The sequence below is a fragment of the Halomonas urumqiensis genome (genome assembly GCF_003028575.1).
GTDB classification, from domain to species: domain Bacteria; phylum Pseudomonadota; class Gammaproteobacteria; order Pseudomonadales; family Halomonadaceae; genus Halomonas; species Halomonas urumqiensis.
The window spans coordinates 452,656-474,544 of sequence record NZ_PYUD01000003.1 but is presented as its reverse complement, the minus strand read 5'-3'; the positions used below and the strand labels follow the sequence as shown (position 1 = coordinate 474,544).

25 protein-coding genes are annotated in these 21,889 nt (G+C 64.0%); 19 read left to right on the top strand and 6 right to left on the bottom strand.

Annotation, left to right across the window (positions count from 1 at the left end):
• The first annotated feature begins 54 nt into the window (after positions 1–54).
• A complete protein-coding gene (locus C6V82_RS11975) occupies positions 55–1,098 on the top strand; it encodes a patatin-like phospholipase family protein (protein WP_102587230.1) in 1,044 nt (347 codons plus the stop codon).
• Positions 1,099–1,176: 78 nt separating this feature from the next.
• Here the strand turns inward: C6V82_RS11975 and C6V82_RS11970 are convergent, their stop codons facing one another.
• Positions 1,177–1,914, bottom strand: coding sequence for a Crp/Fnr family transcriptional regulator (locus C6V82_RS11970; RefSeq protein WP_102587229.1), 738 nt, complete (start codon positions 1,912–1,914; stop codon positions 1,177–1,179).
• Between the two features lie 780 nt (positions 1,915–2,694).
• Here C6V82_RS11970 and C6V82_RS11965 point away from each other — a divergent pair.
• Both C6V82_RS11965 and C6V82_RS11960 read left to right on the top strand, forming a co-directional pair.
• A complete protein-coding gene (locus C6V82_RS11965) occupies positions 2,695–2,877 on the top strand; it encodes a hypothetical protein (RefSeq protein ID WP_102587228.1) in 183 nt (60 codons plus the stop codon).
• 146 nt (positions 2,878–3,023) lie between these two features.
• Positions 3,024–3,218, top strand: coding sequence for a hypothetical protein (locus C6V82_RS11960; protein ID WP_102587227.1), 195 nt, complete (start codon positions 3,024–3,026; stop codon positions 3,216–3,218).
• An 88-nt stretch (positions 3,219–3,306) separates the two neighbouring features.
• On the opposite strand, the gene C6V82_RS11955 is transcribed toward C6V82_RS11960, so the two are convergent.
• The 3 genes from C6V82_RS11955 to C6V82_RS18125 all read right to left on the bottom strand — a co-directional run bounded on the left by C6V82_RS11955 (position 3,307) and on the right by C6V82_RS18125 (position 4,658).
• The gene (locus tag C6V82_RS11955) at positions 3,307–3,801 is read right to left on the bottom strand and encodes a DUF4124 domain-containing protein (RefSeq protein ID WP_102587226.1); all 495 of its coding nucleotides are present in this window, start codon (positions 3,799–3,801) and stop codon (positions 3,307–3,309) included.
• Between the two features lie 115 nt (positions 3,802–3,916).
• Positions 3,917–4,513, bottom strand: a complete 597-nt coding sequence (locus C6V82_RS11950; RefSeq protein WP_102587225.1) for an exopolysaccharide biosynthesis protein — start codon at positions 4,511–4,513, stop codon at positions 3,917–3,919.
• Positions 4,503–4,658, bottom strand: coding sequence for a hypothetical protein (locus tag C6V82_RS18125; protein ID WP_180978238.1), 156 nt, complete (start codon positions 4,656–4,658; stop codon positions 4,503–4,505). Before C6V82_RS18125 ends, C6V82_RS11950 begins: the two co-directional genes overlap by 11 nt.
• A 164-nt stretch (positions 4,659–4,822) precedes the next feature.
• Here C6V82_RS18125 and C6V82_RS11945 point away from each other — a divergent pair, with 164 nt between their 5' ends.
• From C6V82_RS11945 to C6V82_RS11915, 7 genes are all read left to right on the top strand, one after another.
• A complete protein-coding gene (locus tag C6V82_RS11945; RefSeq protein ID WP_102587224.1) occupies positions 4,823–5,440 on the top strand; it encodes a LysE family translocator in 618 nt (205 codons plus the stop codon).
• A gap of 155 nt (positions 5,441–5,595) precedes the next feature.
• Entirely contained in the window at positions 5,596–6,792 is a 1,197-nt protein-coding gene (locus tag C6V82_RS11940; protein WP_180978237.1) for an EAL domain-containing response regulator, read from the top strand.
• Between the two features lie 180 nt (positions 6,793–6,972).
• Entirely contained in the window at positions 6,973–7,518 is a 546-nt protein-coding gene (locus C6V82_RS11935) for an NUDIX hydrolase (RefSeq protein WP_102587222.1), read from the top strand.
• Positions 7,515–8,441: an AAA family ATPase gene (locus C6V82_RS11930; protein ID WP_102587221.1), complete on the top strand. Its 927-nt coding sequence runs from the start codon at positions 7,515–7,517 to the stop codon at positions 8,439–8,441. The genes C6V82_RS11935 and C6V82_RS11930 overlap by 4 nt, the downstream gene beginning before the upstream one ends.
• 1 nt (position 8,442) lies before the next feature.
• The gene (locus C6V82_RS11925) at positions 8,443–9,390 is read left to right on the top strand and encodes a DUF58 domain-containing protein (RefSeq protein WP_102587220.1); all 948 of its coding nucleotides are present in this window, start codon (positions 8,443–8,445) and stop codon (positions 9,388–9,390) included.
• A 23-nt stretch (positions 9,391–9,413) separates the two neighbouring features.
• Positions 9,414–11,579 (top strand): transglutaminase TgpA family protein, encoded by a 2,166-nt coding sequence (locus C6V82_RS11920; protein ID WP_180978236.1) that lies wholly within the window; start codon positions 9,414–9,416, stop codon positions 11,577–11,579.
• A gap of 70 nt (positions 11,580–11,649) precedes the next feature.
• The gene (locus tag C6V82_RS11915; RefSeq protein WP_102587218.1) at positions 11,650–12,135 is read left to right on the top strand and encodes a glutathione peroxidase; all 486 of its coding nucleotides are present in this window, start codon (positions 11,650–11,652) and stop codon (positions 12,133–12,135) included.
• An 18-nt stretch (positions 12,136–12,153) separates the two neighbouring features.
• On the opposite strand, the gene C6V82_RS11910 is transcribed toward C6V82_RS11915, so the two are convergent.
• On the bottom strand, positions 12,154–12,948 hold the full coding sequence (locus C6V82_RS11910) for an IclR family transcriptional regulator (RefSeq protein ID WP_102587217.1): 795 nt from the start codon (positions 12,946–12,948) through the stop codon (positions 12,154–12,156).
• A 376-nt stretch (positions 12,949–13,324) separates the two neighbouring features.
• Here C6V82_RS11910 and C6V82_RS11905 point away from each other — a divergent pair, with 376 nt between their 5' ends.
• The 6 genes from C6V82_RS11905 to C6V82_RS11880 all read left to right on the top strand — a co-directional run bounded on the left by C6V82_RS11905 (position 13,325) and on the right by C6V82_RS11880 (position 18,457).
• Complete coding sequence (locus C6V82_RS11905) at positions 13,325–13,783, top strand: 2,4'-dihydroxyacetophenone dioxygenase family protein (protein WP_229843180.1); 459 nt, start codon at positions 13,325–13,327, stop codon at positions 13,781–13,783.
• Between the two features lie 82 nt (positions 13,784–13,865).
• The gene (locus C6V82_RS11900) at positions 13,866–14,855 is read left to right on the top strand and encodes a tripartite tricarboxylate transporter substrate binding protein (protein ID WP_229843179.1); all 990 of its coding nucleotides are present in this window, start codon (positions 13,866–13,868) and stop codon (positions 14,853–14,855) included.
• A gap of 34 nt (positions 14,856–14,889) precedes the next feature.
• Positions 14,890–15,360, top strand: coding sequence for a tripartite tricarboxylate transporter TctB family protein (locus tag C6V82_RS11895; RefSeq protein ID WP_102587216.1), 471 nt, complete (start codon positions 14,890–14,892; stop codon positions 15,358–15,360).
• Entirely contained in the window at positions 15,360–16,865 is a 1,506-nt protein-coding gene (locus C6V82_RS11890; RefSeq protein ID WP_102587215.1) for a tripartite tricarboxylate transporter permease, read from the top strand. The genes C6V82_RS11895 and C6V82_RS11890 overlap by 1 nt, the downstream gene beginning before the upstream one ends.
• A gap of 24 nt (positions 16,866–16,889) precedes the next feature.
• Positions 16,890–17,588 carry an SDR family NAD(P)-dependent oxidoreductase gene (locus C6V82_RS11885; RefSeq protein WP_102587214.1) on the top strand — a complete coding sequence of 233 codons (699 nt, stop codon included), beginning with the start codon at positions 16,890–16,892 and terminating at the stop codon, positions 17,586–17,588.
• An 80-nt stretch (positions 17,589–17,668) separates the two neighbouring features.
• Positions 17,669–18,457: an SDR family oxidoreductase gene (locus C6V82_RS11880; RefSeq protein WP_102587213.1), complete on the top strand. Its 789-nt coding sequence runs from the start codon at positions 17,669–17,671 to the stop codon at positions 18,455–18,457.
• Between the two features lie 206 nt (positions 18,458–18,663).
• On the opposite strand, the gene C6V82_RS11875 is transcribed toward C6V82_RS11880, so the two are convergent.
• The gene (locus tag C6V82_RS11875; protein ID WP_102587212.1) at positions 18,664–19,053 is read right to left on the bottom strand and encodes a DUF7079 family protein; all 390 of its coding nucleotides are present in this window, start codon (positions 19,051–19,053) and stop codon (positions 18,664–18,666) included.
• Between the two features lie 165 nt (positions 19,054–19,218).
• On the opposite strand from C6V82_RS11875, the gene fabV reads away from it, so the two are divergent.
• From fabV to C6V82_RS11860, 3 genes are all read left to right on the top strand, one after another.
• Complete coding sequence (gene fabV, locus C6V82_RS11870; RefSeq protein ID WP_102587211.1) at positions 19,219–20,439, top strand: enoyl-ACP reductase FabV; 1,221 nt, start codon at positions 19,219–19,221, stop codon at positions 20,437–20,439.
• 62 nt (positions 20,440–20,501) lie between these two features.
• On the top strand, positions 20,502–20,714 hold the full coding sequence (locus C6V82_RS11865; protein ID WP_102587210.1) for a hypothetical protein: 213 nt from the start codon (positions 20,502–20,504) through the stop codon (positions 20,712–20,714).
• 155 nt (positions 20,715–20,869) lie between these two features.
• Positions 20,870–21,847, top strand: a complete 978-nt coding sequence (locus tag C6V82_RS11860) for a GlxA family transcriptional regulator (protein WP_180978235.1) — start codon at positions 20,870–20,872, stop codon at positions 21,845–21,847.
• Positions 21,848–21,889 lie beyond the last annotated feature (42 nt).

The window sequence follows — 21,889 nt, the reverse complement described above, 5'->3', positions numbered from 1 at the left end:
GACCCTCCTGTTGGGCTGGATGCCCTGCTCATCCATCACCCGATAGGTCCAAACATGGCACAGAAATCCAAACTGATTAACCTCGCCCTTCAGGGTGGAGGTGCGCATGGCGCTTTCACTTGGGGGGTTCTGGACCGGATTCTGGAAGATGGCCGGCTGCAGATCGCAGGAGTCTCGGGCACGTCGGCGGGGGCCATGAACGCGGTAGCGTTGGCCGAAGGCTTCACGCGCGATGGCCCCGAAGGCGGCCGCGAGGCCCTCGAGCGATTTTGGCGATGCATGGGTGACGGCGCGAAGAACAGCCTGATGCGACGCACGCCCTATGACATGTTGACGGGCAACTGGGGGCTGCAGAACAACCCCATGTATCACGCAATGGATGCGCTATCCCGTGTGGTCTCGCCCTATCAGCTTAATCCTATGAATATCAATCCTTTGCGCGATATGGTAGAGGAATGCATCGATTTTGAGATGGTACGTAGGTGCACTGCGTTCAAACTCTATGTTTCGGCCACCAACGTGGAGAGCGGCAATATCAAGATCTTCCCCGGCGAGGAGATAACGGTGGACATGCTGATGGCCTCGGCCTGCTTACCGCACATCTATCAAGCCGTCGAAATAGACGGCGTGCCATATTGGGATGGCGGCTACATGGGGAATCCGTCGTTGTTTCCTTTCCACGGGGAGACAGGTACCAACGATATCTTGGTGATTCAGATCAACCCGATCGAGCGCAAGGGAGCACCGAAGAGCTCACAGGATATCCAAAACCGGATGAACGAGATCAGTTTCAACAGCAGCCTTCTCAAGGAACTACGCGGAATCGACTTCGTCGACCGGCTGATCCGCCAGGGCAAGCTCTCGGCAGATGAATACCGTCAGGTGCGGGTACATGTCGTGGAAAACCAGGTGGAACTGAACCCCCTGGGCGCTTCATCGAAGATGAATGCCGAATGGAAATTTCTCACCAAGCTGCGCGATCTCGGCCGTGATACCGTCACATCTTGGCTGGATGAGAATTTTGCCGCCATCGGGGAGCGCTCGAGTGTCGATCTTCGCCAGATTTTCCAGGGTATCGGCGCCCAGCACCAAGGGTAGGTGTAGGTCCCGGATACAAGACAGCCGACATTGAGCGGCTGCTTGCGTTTCCGGGTGCCTGATGACCCGAGGGGAGCCCTATCCAATCCCCTTGTCTCGTGGGGGGCGACGATAGCTCAGCAGGCGGTCGTACTCCTTCTTGACGACCTCGTAGCACTCACAGACGCGCTCTTCCAGACCGGGTCTGTCCAGGATTGTGATGCGCCCACGATGGTAGTGAATCAAGCCGGCCTTCTGCAGTTTTCCAGCTGATTCGGTAACACCCTCCCGACGCACGCCAAGCATGTTGGCGATCAGCTCCTGGGTCATCAGCAGCTCGTTGGTTGGAAGGCGGTCCAGGCTCAGCAACAGCCAGCGACACAGTTGTTGATCCAGGCTGTGATGCCGGTTGCATACCGCGGTCTGGGCCATTTGTGTGATCAGAGCCTGGGTGTAACGCAGCAGCAGATCCTGCAGTGGACCCGCCCGGTAAAACTCGGACTTCAGTGTCGGACCCTGAAGACGGTAGGCGTGGCCGGCACTTTGTACGATGGCACGGCTCGGTGTGGTTTCGCCGCCCATGAACAGCGAGATGCCGACGACACCCTCCGCACCCACAACGGCGATTTCTGTCGAATCACCATCGTCCATGACGCAGAGTAGCGACACGATGGAATCCGTCGGGAAATAGACATAGCGCATCTTCTCGCCCGACTCGGCTAGTGAATCCCCCAGCTTCAACTCGACCGGCTGGAGAAGAGGCATCAGACGCTGGTATTCATTCAATGGTAGCGCCGCCAGCATGTAGTTCTGACGAGGATCTGGTTGTGAGGCCATGACGGACAACCCTTCTTGAAACGGGGGCAAGCTTTTTGCGCGAGGCACAAGCCCCCCTGATGCGCGCAAATGCGAAGTGCTCCAAACTTACTTTAGCCCGGGAGCGCGTAATGTCTATGTGCGTTAGTGAAACGTTGTATAAATTCCTGGCCTTGGACTGGAACAAAACCTGGACATAAATCCGCCTGAGGTGGGCGTGCCCTACAACAGCATAGAATAGCCCAAGGCATGAGCAAGAGGCTGCGGTGGCGGGCCTGGCCCCTTGCGGCAGGCTATCGAGCCAGAACTGGCACGATACCACAATGCTACGTTCGCCAGCGCACAGTGAGTGTGCGATCTAAGGTTCATCCTCGGGGTGAATCTAGTAAAGGAAGTACCTAAACAGGAAATTTCGCCTTGGGTTATAGGTGTGATAAAGCAATCCGAAAAAGAGTAATATTTATGAAATCCACGCAATGTAAATCTAATTATTTTGATACTGAAGTCCTTGATTTTTGGGGCGACCAGGCACGGGCTCAATTGTCATGCATGAACGCAATGGCTGCCTACCTGGGCTGAGTCGGATGGCTGTGTGAAAGAGCCATTAAGATATTGAAGTACAATACACCTGGTGCGCAAGAATAGATGTTTTTGGGCAGCAGGAAGTGTTGGTTCCATGATGTTTCGGGCACGAAAGTGGTGGCTGTTATTGGATCGAATTCAAATGATGATGGGCTGATGGTCATGTGTTGTCCCGGGTCGGCCTAGTCTCTGACGCAGGATGCGTCAAAAGGAAGTGTTATGAAATACATGTTTGCCCTGACGCTTGGAACGATTGCCTTGCTCTTGGCTGTCACTATTCAGGATTCCTCTAATGTACGAGTTTTCCTTGCTACCATGGGGCTGGCGTTCTATGCGGTGGCACTGATCCCTGGCGCTGCGCGAGGTGAGCCGAAGGCAATTTGGCAGCGTCTTCCCCAGTAAATGGTCGAATCTTCTGAGGTTCTTTTTTGTGTTCTGTGTGGCGGCGAACCGACAAGGCTATTTTCGTCCCTGGAATTGGCGGAAACGATGATGCCTTGGGCTAGAGCTGACTTTATCAAGCGCTGACTTTATCAAGAGGAATCAACATGCAACTGATCGATCAGCTGAATGCCCCCCAGGCGAAGGCGTATGCCAAGCATTGCTTCGAGGGGAAAACCGCCGAAGAGCTACGTGCCGCGACAAATGAAGCACCCGATCCCGAAGTGCTTAGCCACTGGGGCCTGACGGAAGGCCAGTATGCCGAAGCAGTCAGCACGGCTTTAGCGGAACTCGAAGCGTAACTGACTCGATGCCGGAAAGCGTCGTCGTCATTACCTCCACGATCTGACGCCTCGCCCTTCGCGACGTGATTCCCCAGCCGCTTTCCTCTCAGCGTGCCGGCCCCGAGTATCTGGCGACTTCCCCGTCGCAGATGGCGGCGCGGTGCAGGCCCGGCGAAAAGCGGGGGTTTCGCCAGTAATACTGTTTGCATCGGTCGCTGACATGCCGCTCATTCTGGAAGTTGTCGGGGTGGCCGAGTATCTGGATGGCGACGGCTTCCGACATGCCGACGGCGAGGATGCCCTTGCGCCGGGCTTCGACCCGCTGGTTGTGGCGCTGCAGGCTGCTTTGTCTGGATTTGCGGGGTTTGCGTGTTTGCCGGGAGGAGGCCGTTTCGCGGGGGATGGCCCGCAGGGGCCGTTGGTGTGCCGCCGGGGGTTGGTAGGTGGTAAGGGGGCTGCCTTCCACGCGTGATGCGTCCTCGCCGCATGGTGAGTCCTGAAAGGTCGCCCGGCCGTTGACGTCGCAGCGGTAGATGGGGGTGGCGTGGGTAGCGAGTGCGTACGCGAGCAGCAGGGTGGCCACGATCAGCGGTTTCATCATCCATGATGCCTGTGTGTGTAGGGTAATCAGGGGCAACCTAGCACACACTTGGTGACATGGACGGGGCGATGCCTGTTTCGGGACAGCGGCGCCGGCGGCCAGTTGTCCGCTGCCTCTACATCACGCTGATGAGCACCACGGCCAGAGTGCCGCCGGTCAACGCGTAGCCAAGCAGGGCGAGCAGCCCGTCGTCGGCGAGCAGGGCCAGGCCGAACAGGGTGAGCGCGAGGCCAGCACCATTGGCGGTGAATGGCACCACTTCCATGGGCGGCATGGCCAGCGCGATCACCAGGCAAGTCAGGGCCACCAGTCGATGGGCCGGAGAGCGCGTCAGACGCGTCAGGCGGGGTTTGAGCAGGCGGTCGATCCAGCGGGCCGGTCGCCGTGCCCAGCCCAGCACGTGGGTGAAGCGCTGCCGCGACACGCGGCGATTGAGCAGCCAGGCCGGCAGCCACACGTGCTCGCGCCCGGCCAGCAGTTGCCCCGCCGATAGGATCACCAACGTGGCCATCAGGGTGGGAACCCCGGGGATGTCGCCGACCAGTGGGGCGAGGGTGATCAGCCCCGCGACCAGCAGAAAGGGGGCGAAGGAGCGGCGACCGATACTGTCGAGAATGGCACCCAGGCTGACGCTGCTCTTCTGCTGGCCGGCATGGCCGAGACGGTCGAGCAGCTCGGCGAGATGTTGCGGTGTATCGGACTCACCGGCCATGCCGCCCCCGGGTCCACAGCAGCAAGGCGCCGAGCAGCAACAGGGCGGGTCCAATGAATCCCACCGGGCTTGTCGCATACCAGCCGATGACCGGCAGGGCGCCGCCCAGCACCATCAGGGCGATGGCAAAGATACGAACCGTCATGGGTGACTCCAAACAAGATGAGCGACCAGTCTAGCGGCGCGAGCCCCGGAATACAGCCCGTTGTCTGTCGCCTTGGCAGGGGATGTCGTATGGTGGCGGTGTGGTCCTCCATCCGGGTGGGTGTGGGGCTTTTTTCGTTGTGATCGACCCTGGACGTGCTTGCCATGCCCTTCTCGTTATGGATGTCACTTGCCGCTATCTGCGCCATGGGGGCCATGTCGCCCGGCCCTAGCCTGGCGCTGGTGCTGCGCCACACCTTGGGCGGAGGACGTGCACCAGGGGTCGCGGCGGCGATGTCCCATGCCTTGGGCGTCGGGCTCTATGCGTTGCTCACGGTATGGGGTCTGGGTGCCTTGATCGTCAGCTTCCCCTCGCTGTTCCAGGCGATCATCTGGGGTGGTGCCGCCTACCTGGCCTGGCTCGGCACCAAGGCGCTGCGCGCGGGAAAAGGCAGCGCCATGCAGGCGACCGGCACACCCACCACGCGCCGCCAGGCGGCCCGCGAGGGGATGCTGGTGGCACTCGGCAATCCCAAGCTCATCCTGTTCTTCGTCGCGCTGCTCAGCCAGTTCGTCACTCCCGAGATGAGCGTGGCCGCCAAGGCGTTGATCGTGCTGACCGCCATGATCATCGACGGAGGCTGGTATGTGCTGGTGGCGCTTGGCCTCTCGCACTCCCGCGTGCTGCCCTGGCTGCAGGCCAGGGCCCACTGGATCAACCGCATCACCGGTGCACTGTTGATTGCCCTGGCGTTGCGTGTGGCATTGGGCCCGCTGGACTGAAGCGCCCCTCGTTCAGGGGACAGGCAAGTGTTCGCGTCTAGCGTTGATGCAGCGCAATGCCGAGACCGGTGTGCCGAAACGGGCCTGGTGGTAGGCTCATCAATCTGATTGACCGGAAGCCGCCGATGAACGAATTGTCGAACAGGACAAGGGCGATGGCTGTGGTGCTCGAGGCTGACCCTGATGTGGCCGCCGTGCTGTCGCTGCAGCTGGACGTTCTCGGCATGGAAAGCCGTTATTACTCCCACTCTTCTCTGCTGTTGAATGACATCCTTCGACGGCAGCCGCAACTGGTGATCATGGGGCTCGAACTCGGCGCCGACGACAGCATCGCGTTGCTGCGCCGGCTGGGGGAGTGCCACTACCGTGGGTCGGTTCTGCTGCTCAGTGGCGTCGAAGCCAAGATCACGCGAATCGCCGAGCGGGTCGGCGAGACCCTCGGGCTCAACATGCTTGGCTCATTGGACAAGCCGATGCGCATGGTCGAGCTGCGGCAATGTCTGGATAGCGTCGGTGTGGGCCGTGAGCGACCCATCGAGACGTGTCGCGAGCCGGTCTTCACCTGTGATGAACTGGAGCATGCGCTTCACGCCGGTGAACTCACCCTGCACTACCAGCCGCAGTTCGAGCTCTCCAGCGGCAGGCTGAGTGGTGTGGAGGCACTGGTGCGCTGGTCGCACCCGGAGCTCGGGCTGATCGGCCCCGGCAATTTCCTGCCGCTACTCTCGCTCGAACAGAGCAAGCGCCTGACCAGCCATGTGCTGACCCAGGCCCAGCATGATGCCGCTCAGTGGGCACGGGCCGGGGTGACACCGACGTTATCGGTCAACGTCACCGCCGATGACATGATGAGCCCCGATTTGCTGGCGCTTACCCGCATGCGCAGCCCCAGCGATCCTTCGCTGGTTCTCGAGATCACCGAGACCGCCGCCATGGACGATGAGTTGCTGGGCAGCGAGGTCGCCGCGCGGTTGTGCCTGAGTGGCCTGGAGATGTCGGTGGATGACTTTGGGATCGGCTTTTCGTCGCTGGCGAGACTGCAGTCCTTGCCGATCAGCGAACTGAAGATCGACCGTAGCTTCGTGCGCCTGGTAGAGCAGGAGGCTCAGAGCGCGGCGATCGTCGAGGCAGTGGCGCTGCTGGGCCGGCGCATGGGCATCCGTGTCGTGGCCGAAGGCGTGGAGGACATGGCGTGCCTGCCTCTGCTGGAGCGCTTCGGTTGCACGCATGTTCAGGGATTCGGCCTCGCCCGGCCGATGCCGGCACCGGATATTCTGGCGCTGGGCACCCATCACGAGGCGATACGCGCCAGCAGTGCCGACACCGGGCTGCCGTTCGGCAGCGTACCTTAGGCCGGGCTGACCTCGATCCCAAGCCGTGAGCGGCAGAACGTCTAGGCCACCGCCGCAGGTGCCGCCCATGGCCGCGGTCGTGCCCAGGCGTTGAGCATGGTCACGCTGCGCGTTCCGGTCAACGCGTGACGCCATGAGTGGGACTGGTTAGGCTGAAGGAATTTCCAGGGAGAGAGATTCATGAGCGACGCCACTGGTGCACCGACGCTACCCGCGCCGGTCATCGCCGATGAGCGCATCCAGCTGGTGGATGCACGCAATCGCCCATGCGGTAGTGCCTGGCGGGCATCCATGCGGCGCTTTCGGTACTGGCATCGCGCCACCTATATCGTGGTGACCAACACGCGCGGCGAGTTGTGCGTGCAGCGCCGCACCCTGACCAAGGAGGTCTTTCCGGGGGGCATCGACCTGGCCGCCGGTGGCGTAGTGGGGGCCGGCGAGGCCGTTCACCTGGCGGCACGCCGTGAGCTGGCCGAGGAACTGGGCATTCAGGGGGTACCCTTGCGGCACGCACTGGAGTTCGTCCATGCCGAGGGAGGCAACCACATCTTCGGCAGCATTTTTCTGGTGACCCATGACGGCGCCCTGAGCCTGCAGGCGGAGGAGGTCGCCGAGGCATTCTGGCTGCCCCCCGGCGAGGCACTGGCGCTGGCCGGTGTCACCCCCGATACCCGCCAGGCGGTGGTGTCCCTGATGGATGCCGGTCTTCTGGAGTCGCGCACATGAATCGCCTGACGCGTCTCGATGGTCTGGATGCCGTGGTGGCCGCCCTGGAGGGGGTGGTGTTGGGGAAGTCCCGCGAGGTGCGCCTGGCGCTGTGCTGCCTGCTGTGCCGTGGCCACCTGTTGATCGAGGACCTCCCGGGTCTTGGCAAGACCACCCTGGCCCAGGCGTTGGCGCGGGTCACCGGGCTCGACATGCAACGCCTGCAGTTCACCAGCGACCTGCTGCCCGCCGACGTGCTGGGGGTCTCGGTGTTCGATCCGCGAGAGGCGCGTTTCACCTTTCATCCCGGGCCGGTGTTCCATGGCGTGGTGCTGGCTGACGAGATCAACCGCGCCACGCCGAAGACCCAGAGCGCACTGCTCGAGGCGATGGAAGAGGGGCGGGTCACGGTGGAGGGCGAGACCCGGCCACTGCCTGATCCATTCTTCGTCATCGCCACTCAGAATCCCCAGGATCAGGCGGGTACCTTCGCGCTTCCGGAGTCGCAGCTCGATCGCTTCCTGATGCGTCTGTCGCTGGGCTATCCCGCTCCCCGCGCCGAACGCGAGATCCTGCGTGGCCGTGCCGGCCGCGTGAAGCTCGACGACCTGCCGGTGCTGCTGGATGCCGAACGGCTGCGTGGCTGGCAGGCAAGGCTTGCCGACATTCATGTCGCCGAGGCGTTGCTCGATTACGTGCAAGCCCTCGCCGCGGCGAGCCGAGAGCATCCGGAGCTCGCCTGGGGCCTCTCGACACGCGGCGTGCTGGCGCTGCTGCAGGCCGCGCGTGGCTGGGCGCTGCTGGCGGGACGGGATCATGTGCTGCCGGAGGATGTCCAGTCGGTGTGGGTCGCGGTGGCTGGGCACAGGCTCAGCAGCGGGCGTCGCGAGGAGGGCGAGGCCCTGGCGCGGCACCTGCTGACACATGTGCCGGTGATGGCCTGACATGGGAGTCGGCGCCGCGGCCCGGGCCAGGCGGCACCGCTGGCATCGTCGCCTGGCGGTGCCGCTGAACCAGGCCCTGCCCCAGCGCCGCCTGTTCCTGCTGCCAACGCGCTTCGGCGCCGGCTGGGCGGTGCTGGTACTGGTGCTGGTGCTGTTCGGCATCAATTACCAGAACACTCTTGCCTACATCCTGGCCTTCTGGTTGTTCGCCCTGGCGACGGTCACCCTGCTGCGCACCTGGCGCAACCTGCTCGGTATACGGGTCTCTCTGCGCCTGCCCCACGAGGTCTTCGCCGGCAGCGAGGCACGCCTTGGGGTCGTGGTCAGTGGTGGGCGGGCGCGGACCGCGGTGGAGGTGCATGGGGCCGGGACGGGCAGTGTGCTGGACCTGCCCGAAGGGCAAGGCGAGTCGGTGCTGGCCATGCCGGCCGCGCGGCGTGGTGTTCAGCCGGTGCCGTTGCTGCGGGTGGAGAGTCGCTGGCCGCTGGGCCTGGTGCGGGCCCTGGCCTGGATCGATGCCGACCAGACGCTGCTGATCTATCCGCAACCCCATGAAGATGACGAGACTTTCCACCGGCGCGTGGGGGCGGGGCTCGAGGCCAGCGACTTCGCCGGCCTGCGCCGTGCCGAACCCGGCGATAGCCCGGCGCGGTTGGCCTGGAAGCAGTGGAGCCGGACCGGCGTGCTGTCCACCAAGGTATTCAGCGTACCGCCGCGCCAGCAGGTATGGCTCGACTACGACAGCTGCCAGGGCGACCCCGAGCGGCGCCTCTCGACGCTGTGCGCGCGCGTGTTGGTGCATCACAGTGCCGGCGACCGGTACGGACTGCGTCTGCCGGGATCTACCCTGCCCCAGGGGCAGGGAGCCAGGCAGAGACGCGAGGCGCTGGAGGCACTGGCACGCTTCGACCCTGAGCTTGCCACACCCACGTCGACGAGGTGGCAATGAGGGGAGCCAGGTGGGGTGACGGGATGCGAGCCAGGATGGCGGGCTGGCGCCGCGGAGGCCATGGGCCGGTGGCCGAGACGGGGCAAGCCGAGCTGGCCCAGCGGGCGGTGCTGGCCGATGGCCATGCGCTGACAGCGGTGATGCTGCGCCAGCTGTTCATTGGCCAGTGCCTGGTGCTGGCGCTGCACCTGACCTGGATGCCGGCGTGGCTTGGCGGGCTTGCCGTGGCGGTGGCGGGCTATCGTTACCTGCAGCTGCGCCGACGCCTGCCGTGGGCCGGAATCCTGCTGCGCCTGGCGGCGGTAGCGGGGGTGCTGGCGATGCTGTGGCTGGAGTACGGCACCCTGTATGGCATGGAGGGGCTGATTGGCCTGCTGCTCGGTGTCTACCTGCTGAAACTGCTCGAGACCCACGACCGTCGGGATGCCCGGGTGGTGGTGTTGATCGGCATGATCACCACCACCGTGGCGTTCCTTCACGACCAGGGCATCCTGATGGCGGCGGGCGCGCTGGTCGCCGTGGCCTGGCTGGTTCAGTCGCTGGTGTGGCTGAGTGGCGCCAGCGGCTCGCGCCAGGCCTGGCGGGAAACCGCCTGGCTGCTGCTGCTATCGGCACCGTTGATGGCGCTGCTGTTCGTCACCTTTCCACGTCTCGGCCCGTTGTGGAACATGCCGCAGGTGGAACGCGCCTCCACGGGGTTGACCGACGAGATCGCCCCGGGCGATATCGCCAACCTTTCGCGCAGCTCGGCCAGGGCCTTCCGGGTCCGTTTCGAGGGGCGCGAGCCGTTGCCCGCCGAACGTTACTGGCGGGTCTATACGCTGTCCCATTTCGATGGTGAGCGCTGGTCCCGGGCGCGCCCGGAGCCGCTGGCGTCGGCATTGTCACGTCCGCTTGGGGACTTCGTGCGCGAAGCGGACCGCTCGCCCTGGCAGCCGGATGGTTCCGCGTCCTTCGAGGCGGAGTTGTTGCTGGAGCCCGACAATCGCCCCTGGCGGCCTTCGCTCGGTACTCCGCTTGCCAGCAGCGAGCGTCAGCGCTATCTGGTCGACGGCACCCTCGAGGGGATGGCGCCGTTGAGTACGCGCAGCCTGTTGACCATCGAAAGCACCGGCCTCGCCCCGGCCTTCATCGGCCCCTCGGGCCCCGGCTGGCATTCCATGCTGCCGCGCCAGGGCAATCCGCAAACCCGCGCCTTGGCCGAGCGTCTGTGGCAGGAAAGCGAAGGCGATGCGCGCGCCTTTCTGGACAGCGTGATGGCACGTTTCGGGGAAGCGCCTTTTCGCTACACACTCTCGCCGCCACGCCTTACGTCAGCGAATCGCGTCGACGAGTTCCTGTTCGACAGCCGTGCCGGCTATTGCACCCATTATGCGTCCGCCCTGGCGGTGCTGGCTCGCTCCGCGGGCATCCCGGCGCGGGTGGTGGCCGGGTTCCTGGGAGGCGAGCGCCATCCCGATGGGTATTTCACCGTACGTGACTATGATGCCCATGCCTGGGTGGAGGTCTGGCTAGAGGGGCGTTGGCAGCGCATTGACCCCACCGCCGCCATCGCCCCGGAGCGGATCGAACAGGGGCCCCAGGCGATCGAGGAGGGTAGCGAGGCGTTTTTGGCCGACTCGCCGTTCTCCCCCTTGCGCATGCGTGACGTGGGTTGGCTTAACGACCTGCGGCTCGACTGGGAGCGTCTGGAATATCGCTGGCAGCGTGGTGTGATCGGCTACCAGCGGGAAGCGCGCAGCGTACTGCTGTCAGAGCTCATGGCGTGGCTGAAGGGAGCATGGCAGTGGCTAGCCGACCTGCTGCCCGGGCGCGGTGGCTTCGCCGCCCTGTTGGGCCTGGCGGGGCTCGCCGGCGTCGCTGCCTCCGCGCTCATGCTGCTGCGTCGCGGTATTCGCCGTCATCGTCAAGGAAAGGATGAGCGGGCCCTGGTGCTGGCGCTCCAGGCCTGGCTCGGCAAGCAGGGCCTGGGGCCCAGGCGGGGGGAGCCACCGGCGGCTCATCTGCGCCGTATCGCCTCACTCGCCAGCGCCGCAGGCCCGGCCCTGGAGGAGTGCGCACAGCATCTCGAGCGCCTGCGCTATGCCCGGCTCGGTGGTGGCGAGGCCCGCCAGCGCAGGCGGCTGCTGGCCCGGCGCATCAAGGAGGTTCGCCGCCGCCTGAAACGTCGAGGTTCAGCGCCGGTCTGATACTCAGCGATGCTGGCGCCCGAGGGAATGGCGTGGCATCGTATTCAACAACGCCCGTGTAGGCCCGATCATGTCCATCCACGACCACCAGTGCCGCACCCATAGCGGCGAGCCATTCAATCTCGGCGCCCTGCAGGGGCAGGTGCTGCTGATCGTCAATGTCGCCAGCCGTTGCGGCTTTACCCCGCAGCTCAAGGAGCTCGATCGCCTGTATCGTCGCTATCGCGACCGCGGTTTCACCGTGCTGGGTTTTCCCTGCAACCAGTTCGCCCGGCAATCCCCCGAGTCGGCGCTGGATTTCTGCGCGTTCAGTGCGCGTCAGTATCAGGTCAGCTTCCCGCTGATGGAGAAGGTCAAGGTCAATGGCGCGGGCACCCACCCGCTGTTTCTCGAGCTCAAGCGAGGAGCGCCAGGGGTGCTCGGCACGACGGTCATCAAGTGGAACTTCACCAAGTTCCTGGTGGGCCGCGACGGCAAGGTGATCCAGCGCTTTTCCCCGCGAGACGGTGAGTTTGCGATTCGTGAAGCGCTCGAGAAGGCGCTGGACGAGATCTGAGCAAGTGCCCCGGTCGGCTCAACCGAAACCGCTTTCCTCACACAGCCTGGCGATCAGTGAGCTGATCGTGCGTTCGCCGTCAGTCGGCAGGCGATAGCGCGGTACGCTCACGCTGACCGCACTGGATGGCGTGCCATCAGGGTCGAGGATGGCACGGCCAAAGCAGATGATGCCGGCCTCGTTCTCCTCGTCATCGACCGAATACCCCCGGCTGGCGGTCAACGCCAACTCATCGGCAAGTCGCCCGCGATCGGTGATCGTACGCGGCGTTACTGCCTCGAGCGTCAACTGGTCCAGATACCGTTCGCGCACCTCGAGGGGCAGGGCGGCGAGGTAGGCCTTCCCCACCGAGGTGGAATGCATCGGCACCGGCATGCCGATGTAGGAGGCCATGCGCACCGCTTCCGGGGATTCCACCTTGTCGATGAAGGTCATGTGGCATCCCGCCGGCACCGCGAGGTGTACGGTTTCCCCGCTGGCACTTCCGATGGCTTCCAGGGTGGCGTGCAGGCGCTTTGGCAGGCTGTGCTGACTGCGGGCCTGCTGGGTGATCTGCAGCAATTGCCGGCCGATGACATAGACGCCATCCATGGGGTTGCGCTCCACGAAGCCTTCATGCTCCAGAGTGTTGAGCAGCCGATGGACGGTGGGGCGAGGCAGGCCGCTGGCCTGCTGGATATCGCGTGAGCGGGCATTCGAGTCCAGTTTGGCGATCAGTTTCAGCAGCCTCAGCCCCTTGGCTACCGCGGCGGTACCCTGTACGGGGGACTTTTCCGATGCGCTCGAGACGTTCGCGGGGTCGCTGGTATCCATGGGTCTCCTCTAATACGAATGTCTAGTCTTCGTCGTTGCCGCTTTATTGACGCCTGTCAAGAATGCACACTATCCTCCTCAAGTGACCACATGGTGTACATGTTGTCCACTATATGGACGTCTTGATATGGACAGTTTGGCTTGTGAGGGCCGCATGAGCTTGTACGCATGCACCGTCACCAGTGGACAACCATTCGTGGACAGCCATCAGTGGACAACATGGAATCGCTTCGTTGCGAGAGGCATCGATATCGGTCACGACCCAAGGGCCTGCTCGCCAGGCCATGCCGTCATCCACATCAGGAGATCCGGGGTGGACGATCAGGAACGACTCAAGCGTATGCCATATCAGTACCCTCAGCCATCGGAGGCGGCGATGGAAATCGTCGTTCCCCACACCATTCCCGATGACGAGCGGGTCTGGGTACCCCAGGCGGAGAACGTTCATTTCAGGCCGTTGTGCCTGAATGTATCCCAGGGGTACTGGGTCAACCTGCTACGGGTTCGCAAGTCAGGCGTGCTGAGTCGCCACCGCCATCCCAATCCGGTACATGGCGTGGTGCTCAAGGGGCGCTGGCGCTACCTGGAGCACGACTGGGTCGCCACCGAAGGCAGCTATGTCTACGAGCCTCCCGGCGAGACCCATACCCTGGTGGTGGATGACGATGTCGAGGAGATGATCACGCTATTCCAGGTGAATGGCGTGATGGCCTATGTCGACCCATGGGGCAAGCACCTGGGCTACGAGGACGTGTTCACCAAGATCGACATGTGCCGCAAGCACTACGAGGCCTGTGGGCTGGGCGGAGAGTATGTCGATCAGTTCATTCGCTGACGACGCAAGACAACCCCACCAATCGGCTCGACACGAAGGGCCGGTGCACAACAACAAGCAGGAAAATGAAAGGAGCAACGCCATGCGGTTCGCGACACATCGGATGACTCGTAAAGCGCTCACCACAGCGGTGGGTATCGGTAGCCTGGTACTGGTCTGCGGCGTGGCCCAGGCAGACTATCCCGAGAGGCCCATCGAGCTGATCGTGCCCTGGTCCGCCGGGGGTGGTACCGACGCGGTGGCCCGTCAACTGGCCAGTGGCCTGGAGCAGGAACTCGGGCAGCGCGTCAACGTGGTCAACCGTACCGGCGGCGCCGGTGTGGTAGGGCACACGGCGATGACCACGGCAAACCCCGACGGTTACACCTTGGGCCTTGCCACCGCGGAAATCAGCACCTACCGCCATATCGGCACATCAGCCATTTCCCACGAGGATCTGACCGCCATCGCCATGGTCAACCTCGATGCGGCCGCCTTCAATATCAATGCCGATTCCGAGTGGGATTCGCTTGAAGCAGCGCTAGCCGATATCGACGCCAACCCGGACACCTATACCGTCTCCGGTTCCTCGCCGGGCGCTGCCTATCACCTGGCGTTCGCCGGCTTCCTCAACCAGCAGGGCATCGACCCGAATACCGTTCCGCTGGTGCCAAGCGAGGGGGCCGCGCCGGGGTTGCAGGAGCTCGCCGCAGGTGGCGTGGATATCGTCTTCTCCTCGCTGCCGGAATCGGAGTCGATGCGCAGTGCCGGACGCGTGCGCACCCTGGCAGTGTTCGCCGACGAGCGTCTCGACGCCTTTCCCGACATTCCCACCTCGGAGGAGTTGACCGGTGAGCCATGGGCCGCGGGTACCTGGCGTGGCATCGCGGGTCCCGAGGGGCTGCCTGACGATGTGGTGGCTACCCTTGCCGAGGCCACCCAGCGCGTATGGGATTCGGAGGAGTTCCAGTCCTTCATGGCCGACAGCGGTTTCGGTGTCGACTGGCGTGGACCAGAGGACTTCGCCGCCTTCATGGCCGAGGCGGATGCCAACAACGCCGAGATCATCGACACCCTGGGTCTGGCGAACTGAGCGGGCCGATTCCCTGCCATGACAAGGATTCGGCATGCGTGTCAATGACCTCGTGATGGGAGTGGTGATGGCGCTGATTGGCGCCATCACCGTCTGGGGCTCCCGTAATTTTCCCGCGATGCCGCGCCAGGAGTTTGGCGCGGGTACCTTTCCGACCCTGATCGGCGGCTTGCTGATGCTGCTTGGGGTACTGCTGGCGCTGCGTGCCTGGAAGCGTGGTGATCTCGGCTTCTCCTGGCAGGGCGAATTCGCTGCATCACGGGTTTTCCTCTGTATCGCGGCCGTGATCCTCGCTGTGGTTGGCTACCTGCTGCTTGCACCGTTGCTCGGGTTTCCCGTGGTGGCGTGGTTGATGACCACCCTGATGATCGGCTGGCTGAGTTCCGGCCGCTGGGGGCTTTCGGTGCTGGTCGGCGGGGTGGCGACCCTGCTGATCTGGCTTGCCTTCGTCGAGCTATTGCGAGTGCCACTGCCGCTGGGCGTTCTGGAAAGGGTGGTGTACTGATGGCTGAATTGCAGCAAGCCCTGATGATGGTGTTCAGCTGGGAGGTGCTGGCGGTGGTGCTTGGCGCCTCGCTGTTCGGCCTGTTCATCGGTGCCATTCCCGGGCTCACCGCTACCATGGCCACGGCCCTGCTGGTGCCGGTGACCTTCTTCATGGACCCATTGCCTGCCATTGCCGCCATCGTCTCGGCGACGGCCATGGCCATCGTCGCCGGCGACATTCCCGGTGCGCTGTTGCGCATTCCGGGGACGCCGGCCTCGGCTGCCTACACCGAGGAGGCCTACCAGATGGGGCGCCAGGGGCGGGTGGGGCAGGCGCTGGGCGTCAACCTCGCCTGCTCGGCCGTGGGCGGGGTGATCGGCGTGGCGATACTGGCGTTCTTCGCGCCGCTGGTGGCGGAGTTCGCGCTGCAGTTCACCAGCGACGAATACTTCTGGCTTGCCTTGCTGGGGCTCTCCTGCGCGGTATTGGTGTCGGGGAGCGACCCTCTCAAGGGGGCGATCTCGATGCTGCTGGGGTTGCTGGTGGCAATGATCGGCATGGATTCGGTCTCCGGTCAGATGCGCTTCACCTTCGGCCTTCCCGAACTGCTCAGCGGCATTTCGATCCTGCCGGTGCTGATTGGCCTGTTCGCGGTGGCCGAGCTGCTGCGGCGGCTGCCCGAAGTGGGGCAGCGTGTCATCCCGACGCCTCCCGTTGCCGAGAAGCCGTTTCGTGGGGTGGGCACGTTGATGTGGCGCTACAAGGGCGGCATGGCGCGCAGCGGCGTGTTGGGGACGCTGATTGGCGCACTGCCCGGGGCGGGGGCCGACATTGCCTCGTGGATCAGCTATGCGCTGTCGCGTCGGTTGTCGCGCACCCCGGAACGCTATGGCACGGGGCATCCGGAAGGGCTGGTGGCGGCCAGTTCGGCGAATAACGCCGCACTTTCCGGGGCCTATGTGCCCGCGCTGGTGTTCGGTATTCCCGGCGATACCATCACCGCCATCATCATCGGCGTGCTGATGATGAAAGGCATCACGCCTGGTCCAGATGTCTTCACCACCGATGCCGCGCTGGTCAACGCCATCTTCATCGTGTTCCTGCTCGCCAACCTGCTGCTGTTGCCGCTGGGGTTGCTGGCGGTGCGCGGTTCAAGGCACATCCTCTCGGTGCCGCCGGCCGTGCTCTACCCGCTGATCCTGCTCTTCTGCATCGTGGGGGCGTTTGCCACCAACAACAGCAATTTCGATGTGTGGATCATGCTGATTCTGGGTGTCATCGCCTTCTTCCTCGCGGAGAACGACTTCCCGATAGGCCCGATGATTCTGGCGGTGATCCTCGGCCCCGTGGTGGAGAGCAATTTCATGCGCTCGATGATCAAGCACAGCGGTGACATGACGCTGCTGTTCGAGCGCCCCATCGCGGCGGTGCTGGGGGTGATCGCCATTCTGGTGTGGGTGGCCATCATCGCGACCACCGTCTGGCCCGTACGCAACAAGCGCAGACAATCCGTGCAGGACTGAGCCAACCATTCGGAGAAACCTCAGATGAGAACAGTGGTAGTCGTGGGCGGAAGCTCCGGTATCGGTCAGGCGATTGCCGAGGGATTCGCCGGCGAAGGTGCCCGGGTCAATGTCACCGGGATCGAGGCCGAACCTTCGCGGCGCCAGCATCGTGACATCGGCTACACGCAGCTCGATGTCTCCGATTCGGCGGCGGTGACTCGCTATTTCGGCCACTTCACTCACTTGGATGTGCTGGTCAACTGTGCCGGAGTGATTCGGCGCGGGGGGGCTGAGTTCACCCCCGACGGGTTCGCCGAGGTGGTGAACATCAATCTCAACGGGACCCAGCGCTGCTGCCAGGCGGCGCTGCCGGCACTGCGCGCCGCTTCCGGGTGCGTCATCAACACGGCGTCCATGCTGTCGTACTTCGGCAGCGGGCAGGCGCCGGCATATGCGGCCTCCAAGGGAGGCGTGGCACAGTTGACCAAGTCGCTGGCCATCGCCTGGGCCGCCGAGGGGGTCAGGGTCAATGCCCTGGCGCCGGGCTGGATCGCCACCGATTTGACCGCGCCCTTGACCCACGATGACGCTCGCTCGGCAGAACTGGTCGGGCGTACCCCGATGGGGCGCTGGGGCGTGCCTGAGGATCTGGTCGGTCCGGCGTTGTTCCTGGCTTCCCCCGAGGCCGCCTTCGTGACGGGTGTGCTGCTTCCGGTGGACGGCGGCTATGCGGCGCGTTGAGCCGGCCTGGGCGGTAGTCGGCATGATAGTCGATAAGTTTCATTCATCAGGGGGCAACCCCTTTTCAAAAGGAGCATGACATGGATCTGGGAATCGCGGGACGCTGGGCGATCGTCGGAGCCGCAAGCCAGGGGCTCGGCAGGGGCTGTGCCGAGGCCCTGGCCGCCGAAGGCGTGAACCTGGTGATCAACGCGCGTGGCCGGGAGACGCTCGAGGCCACCGGCGAGGCGCTTCGGCAGCGCTATCCGGAGATCGAGGTGCATACCGTGGCCGGCGATATCGGACATCACGAGGTGCAAAAGGCGCTGCTCGACGCTTGCCCTCAGGTCGATATCCTGGTCAACAACAACGGGGGGCCGCCGCCCGGGGACTTTCGCGATTGGCAGCGCGATGACTGGGTGGCGGCGGTGGAGGCCAACATGATCACGCCCATCGAGCTGATCAAGGCCTGCGTGGACGGCATGGCCGAACGTGGCTTCGGCCGCGTGGTCAACATCACCTCGTCGGCGGTCAAGGCGCCCATCGACATTCTCGGGCTCTCCAACGGGGCGCGTTGCGGGCTGACGGGCTTCGTCGCTGGGCTTGCCCGCCAGCCGCAACTGGCGGCGCGCAATGTCACCCTCAACAACCTGTTGCCGGGGGCTTTCGACACGGCGCGTCTGCGCGGCAACCTGGAGCGCACGGCGCAGGCACAGGGTGGGTCCGTGGACACCGTGCGTGAGCAGCGCGAGCAAGCGATTCCCGCGGGGCGATTCGGCAACGCCGAGGAGTTCGGTGCCTTCTGCGCCTTCATGTGCAGTCAGCAGGCGGCATATCTCACCGGGCAGAATATTCTGTTGGATGGTGGCAGCTATCCGGGCACCTTCTAGGCTCTGCCTGAAAACTGGCTGCGCTCGGCCATACGGCGTTAAAAATCGGCTCGTGCGCGAGTCCGATCAAAATACTCATTTACAACCCGTAAACTCGCACGCGAGCCCGGTCCGTCTTTTCGCCGATTTTTGCCTTGTCTGACCATCGCTCGCCAACTTTTCAGACAAAGCCTTGTGTCTCTCCGGGCAGCCTCGCCGTCGGCGCGTCACTGGGGTAGCTCGCCGCGGACGACCATCAGGCGCGCCATCAGTTCGTTCCAGCGGTGGCGCGTCATCATGGTGGTCAGGCCCGAGAACAGCGCCCAGCTCTTGCGCCGCCAGCCGTTGAGCCTCAGGTTGTGGGCCACCAGTTGCTTCATCAGCCGGTGGTCGTCGAAGTGTCGCCATTCGCCAGCGACCGTCATTTGATAGCGCGCCAGCACCGGCGCGAGTTCCAGCCGGAAGATCCACTCCAGTTCTCGCAGCGTCAGGTCATGGCGCTGGATCACTTCGATCATGCGCGCATAGTCGCGCTCGCCGGGTTCGCGCTCGAGCCACAACGGGGCGAGCGCAAGCCACAGATCACCGCGCTCATCGACCAGGTCCTGTGCATTCATCTCAAGCCTCCCGCGTGGCGTTGTTCATCGAGGTGCATCCTGCCCGAGGCAAAGGTCGGGCTCAAGGGCGGACAGCGCGCGGCACCCTCGCTAGAATAGGGGCCATCGCCAACTCATGACACCGGGCAGGCGCGAGCCACCCGACCGACTAAAGTGAGGTCTTACGTGATCATCAAGCCCAAGGTACGTGGTTTCATCTGCACCACCACCCACCCCGTCGGCTGCGAGCGCAATGTGCTCGAGCAGATCGAGGCAACACGCGCCCGTGGCCTGGACAAGGTCCTGGGCGACGGGGCGCAGCGGCCAAAGAAGGTGCTGGTGATCGGTGCCTCGAGCGGCTACGGCCTCGCCGCGCGAATCACTGCCGCCTTTGGTTATGGCGCCGACACCCTGGGCATCTTCTTCGAGAAGCCGGGCAGCGAGAAGAAGCCGGGCACCGCCGGCTGGTACAACAGCGCCGCCTTCGACAAGTTCGCCAAGGCCGAGGGGCTCTACAGCAAGTCGATCAATGGTGATGCGTTCTCCCATGAGGCCCGCGAGACCGCCATCGAACAGATCAAGCAGGACATGGGGCAGGTCGATCTGGTGGTCTACTCCCTGGCCTCGCCGGTGCGCAAGCTGCCCGATTCCGGCGAGCTCAAGCGTTCGAGCCTCAAGCCGATCGGTGAAACCTACCGTGCCACCGCCATCGATACCAACAAGGATGCCATCATCGAGGCCGAGGTCGAGCCCGCCACCGAGCAGGAGATCGAGGATACCCGGGCGGTGATGGGCGGAGAGGACTGGGAGCTGTGGATCGACGCCCTCGACCAGGCCGGGGTGCTGGCACCTGGCGCGCGCAGCGTGGCATTCAGCTATATCGGCACCGAGATCACCTGGCCGATCTATTGGCATGGCGCGCTTGGCAAGGCCAAGGAGGACCTCGACCGTGCCGCCGGCGAGATCGACAAGCGCCTGTCAGAAACCGGCGGTGGCGCCAATGTGGCGGTACTCAAGTCGGTGGTCACCCAGGCCAGCGCGGCGATTCCGGTCATGCCGTTGTATATCGCCATGGTCTACAAGGTGATGAAGGAGAAGGGCCTGCACGAGGGCACCATCGACCAGCTCAACCGGCTGTTCGGCGAGCGCCTCTACTCCGGCAAGACGGGGGACATGGCAACCGATGATGCCGATCGCCTGAGGCTGGATGATTGGGAGCTGCGCGACGACGTCCAGCAGGCCTGCAAGGACCTGTGGCCCCGGGTCACCACCGAGAATCTCTTCGAGATTACCGACTACGCTGGCTACAAGCACGAATTCCTCAAGCTGTTCGGCTTCGAACGCGACGACGTGGACTATGATGCAGAGGTGAACCCCGTCGCCGATTTTGATGTCGTCAATCTATAAGCCTGCCGCTTGTTGTGGCGCATTCAGGTCGGCGGCGGGCAGCCATCGACAGGGAGACGGCCATGGACACGCGAGAGAGCAAGACCCCGGAAGAGGAGCTTGAGCACCTCAGAGAGGTAAAGGAGCCAGAGGACTTCGCACACCCGGAGCCCGATGCCGACCAACCGGAGGCGAAGAGCCCTGCGGGCGGTCTGCCGCTGATCCTGCCGATCATCATCGTCGCGGTATGTCTTCTGGTAGTGGCGATGCTGTTGTTTGGCGACGGCATCATGTGACCCTCTCATATAGCCCTGCGCGGCCAGGCGTTCGCCTGGCCGCGCGCGTACACGGGGGCAAGGATGCCCTGGCCGCAAGCCTTGGGTAAGATGGCGGCGTTGCTTGTCTCCGATCGATCAGCCCCGACAGGCGCCTAACCCAGGGCATTTCTTGCATGTCAGAGTCTTTCCCGCCTTCCCATGTGCCGCGCCTGACCCGGCAGGTCGGTGTCGTGGTACTCCCCGGCTTCTCCTTGCTTGCCGAAGCGTGCGCCACCGAGCCGTTGGCGGTGGCCAACCAATTGGCGGGGCAGGCCCTGTACCGGCTGACCACCTTCGCTCTCGATGAGCGGCCGGTGACCAGCGGCTCGAAACAAGTGCTCGCGCCCGCCGAGTGCATCGGCGAAGGGACGGTCGCTCTGGACATGTTGCTGGTGTGCGCGGCGGAACCCGTGGTCGCGGGCCAGCTTGCTCCGCTGATGGCATGGCTTGGCAAGCAGGCGTCGCGGGGGGTGGTGCTGGCCGGCATCGGTGGGGGAACCGAGGTGCTGGCGCGTGCCGGCCTGCTCGACGGCTACCGTGCCGCGCTGCCCTGGCAGCGCTATGAGGCGGCGGCCCGCGAGTACCCCAGGGTGCGGCTGTCACGCCATCTGTTCGAAATCGACCGCGACCGCCTGACGTGTGGCGGCGGTACCGCCGCCATGGACATGATAATGACGCTGATCGGCAGTCAGCAGGGCCGAGAACTCGCTGAACGGGTCTCCGAACACTTCGTGCTGGAGCGCGTACGCATGGGCGACGAACCCCAGCAGATATCGCTGCGTTCGCGTCTCGGTCATGCGCCCGAAAGCTTGGTCGAGGCGGTGGCGCTGATGGAGGCCAACATCGAGGAGCCGTTGACCACCCACGAGCTCGCCGAGCACCTGGGCATATCGCGGCGCCAGTTGGAGCGCTTGTTCAAGAAACACCTGCAGGCGGTGCCCAGTCGCTACTACCTGGACCTGCGCCTGCAGTGTGCCCGGCGAATGTTGCGCGAAAGCGATGTGCCGGCCGGGGATATCGCCCTGCAGACCGGCTTCTCGTCGGCGGCGCATTTTTCCACTGCCTACCGTAACCATTTCGGCCTCACTCCCCGCGAGGAACGCCTCGCCTGATGGGTATTCACCACGCTGCCGACACCCTTTCCGCTGATTGAC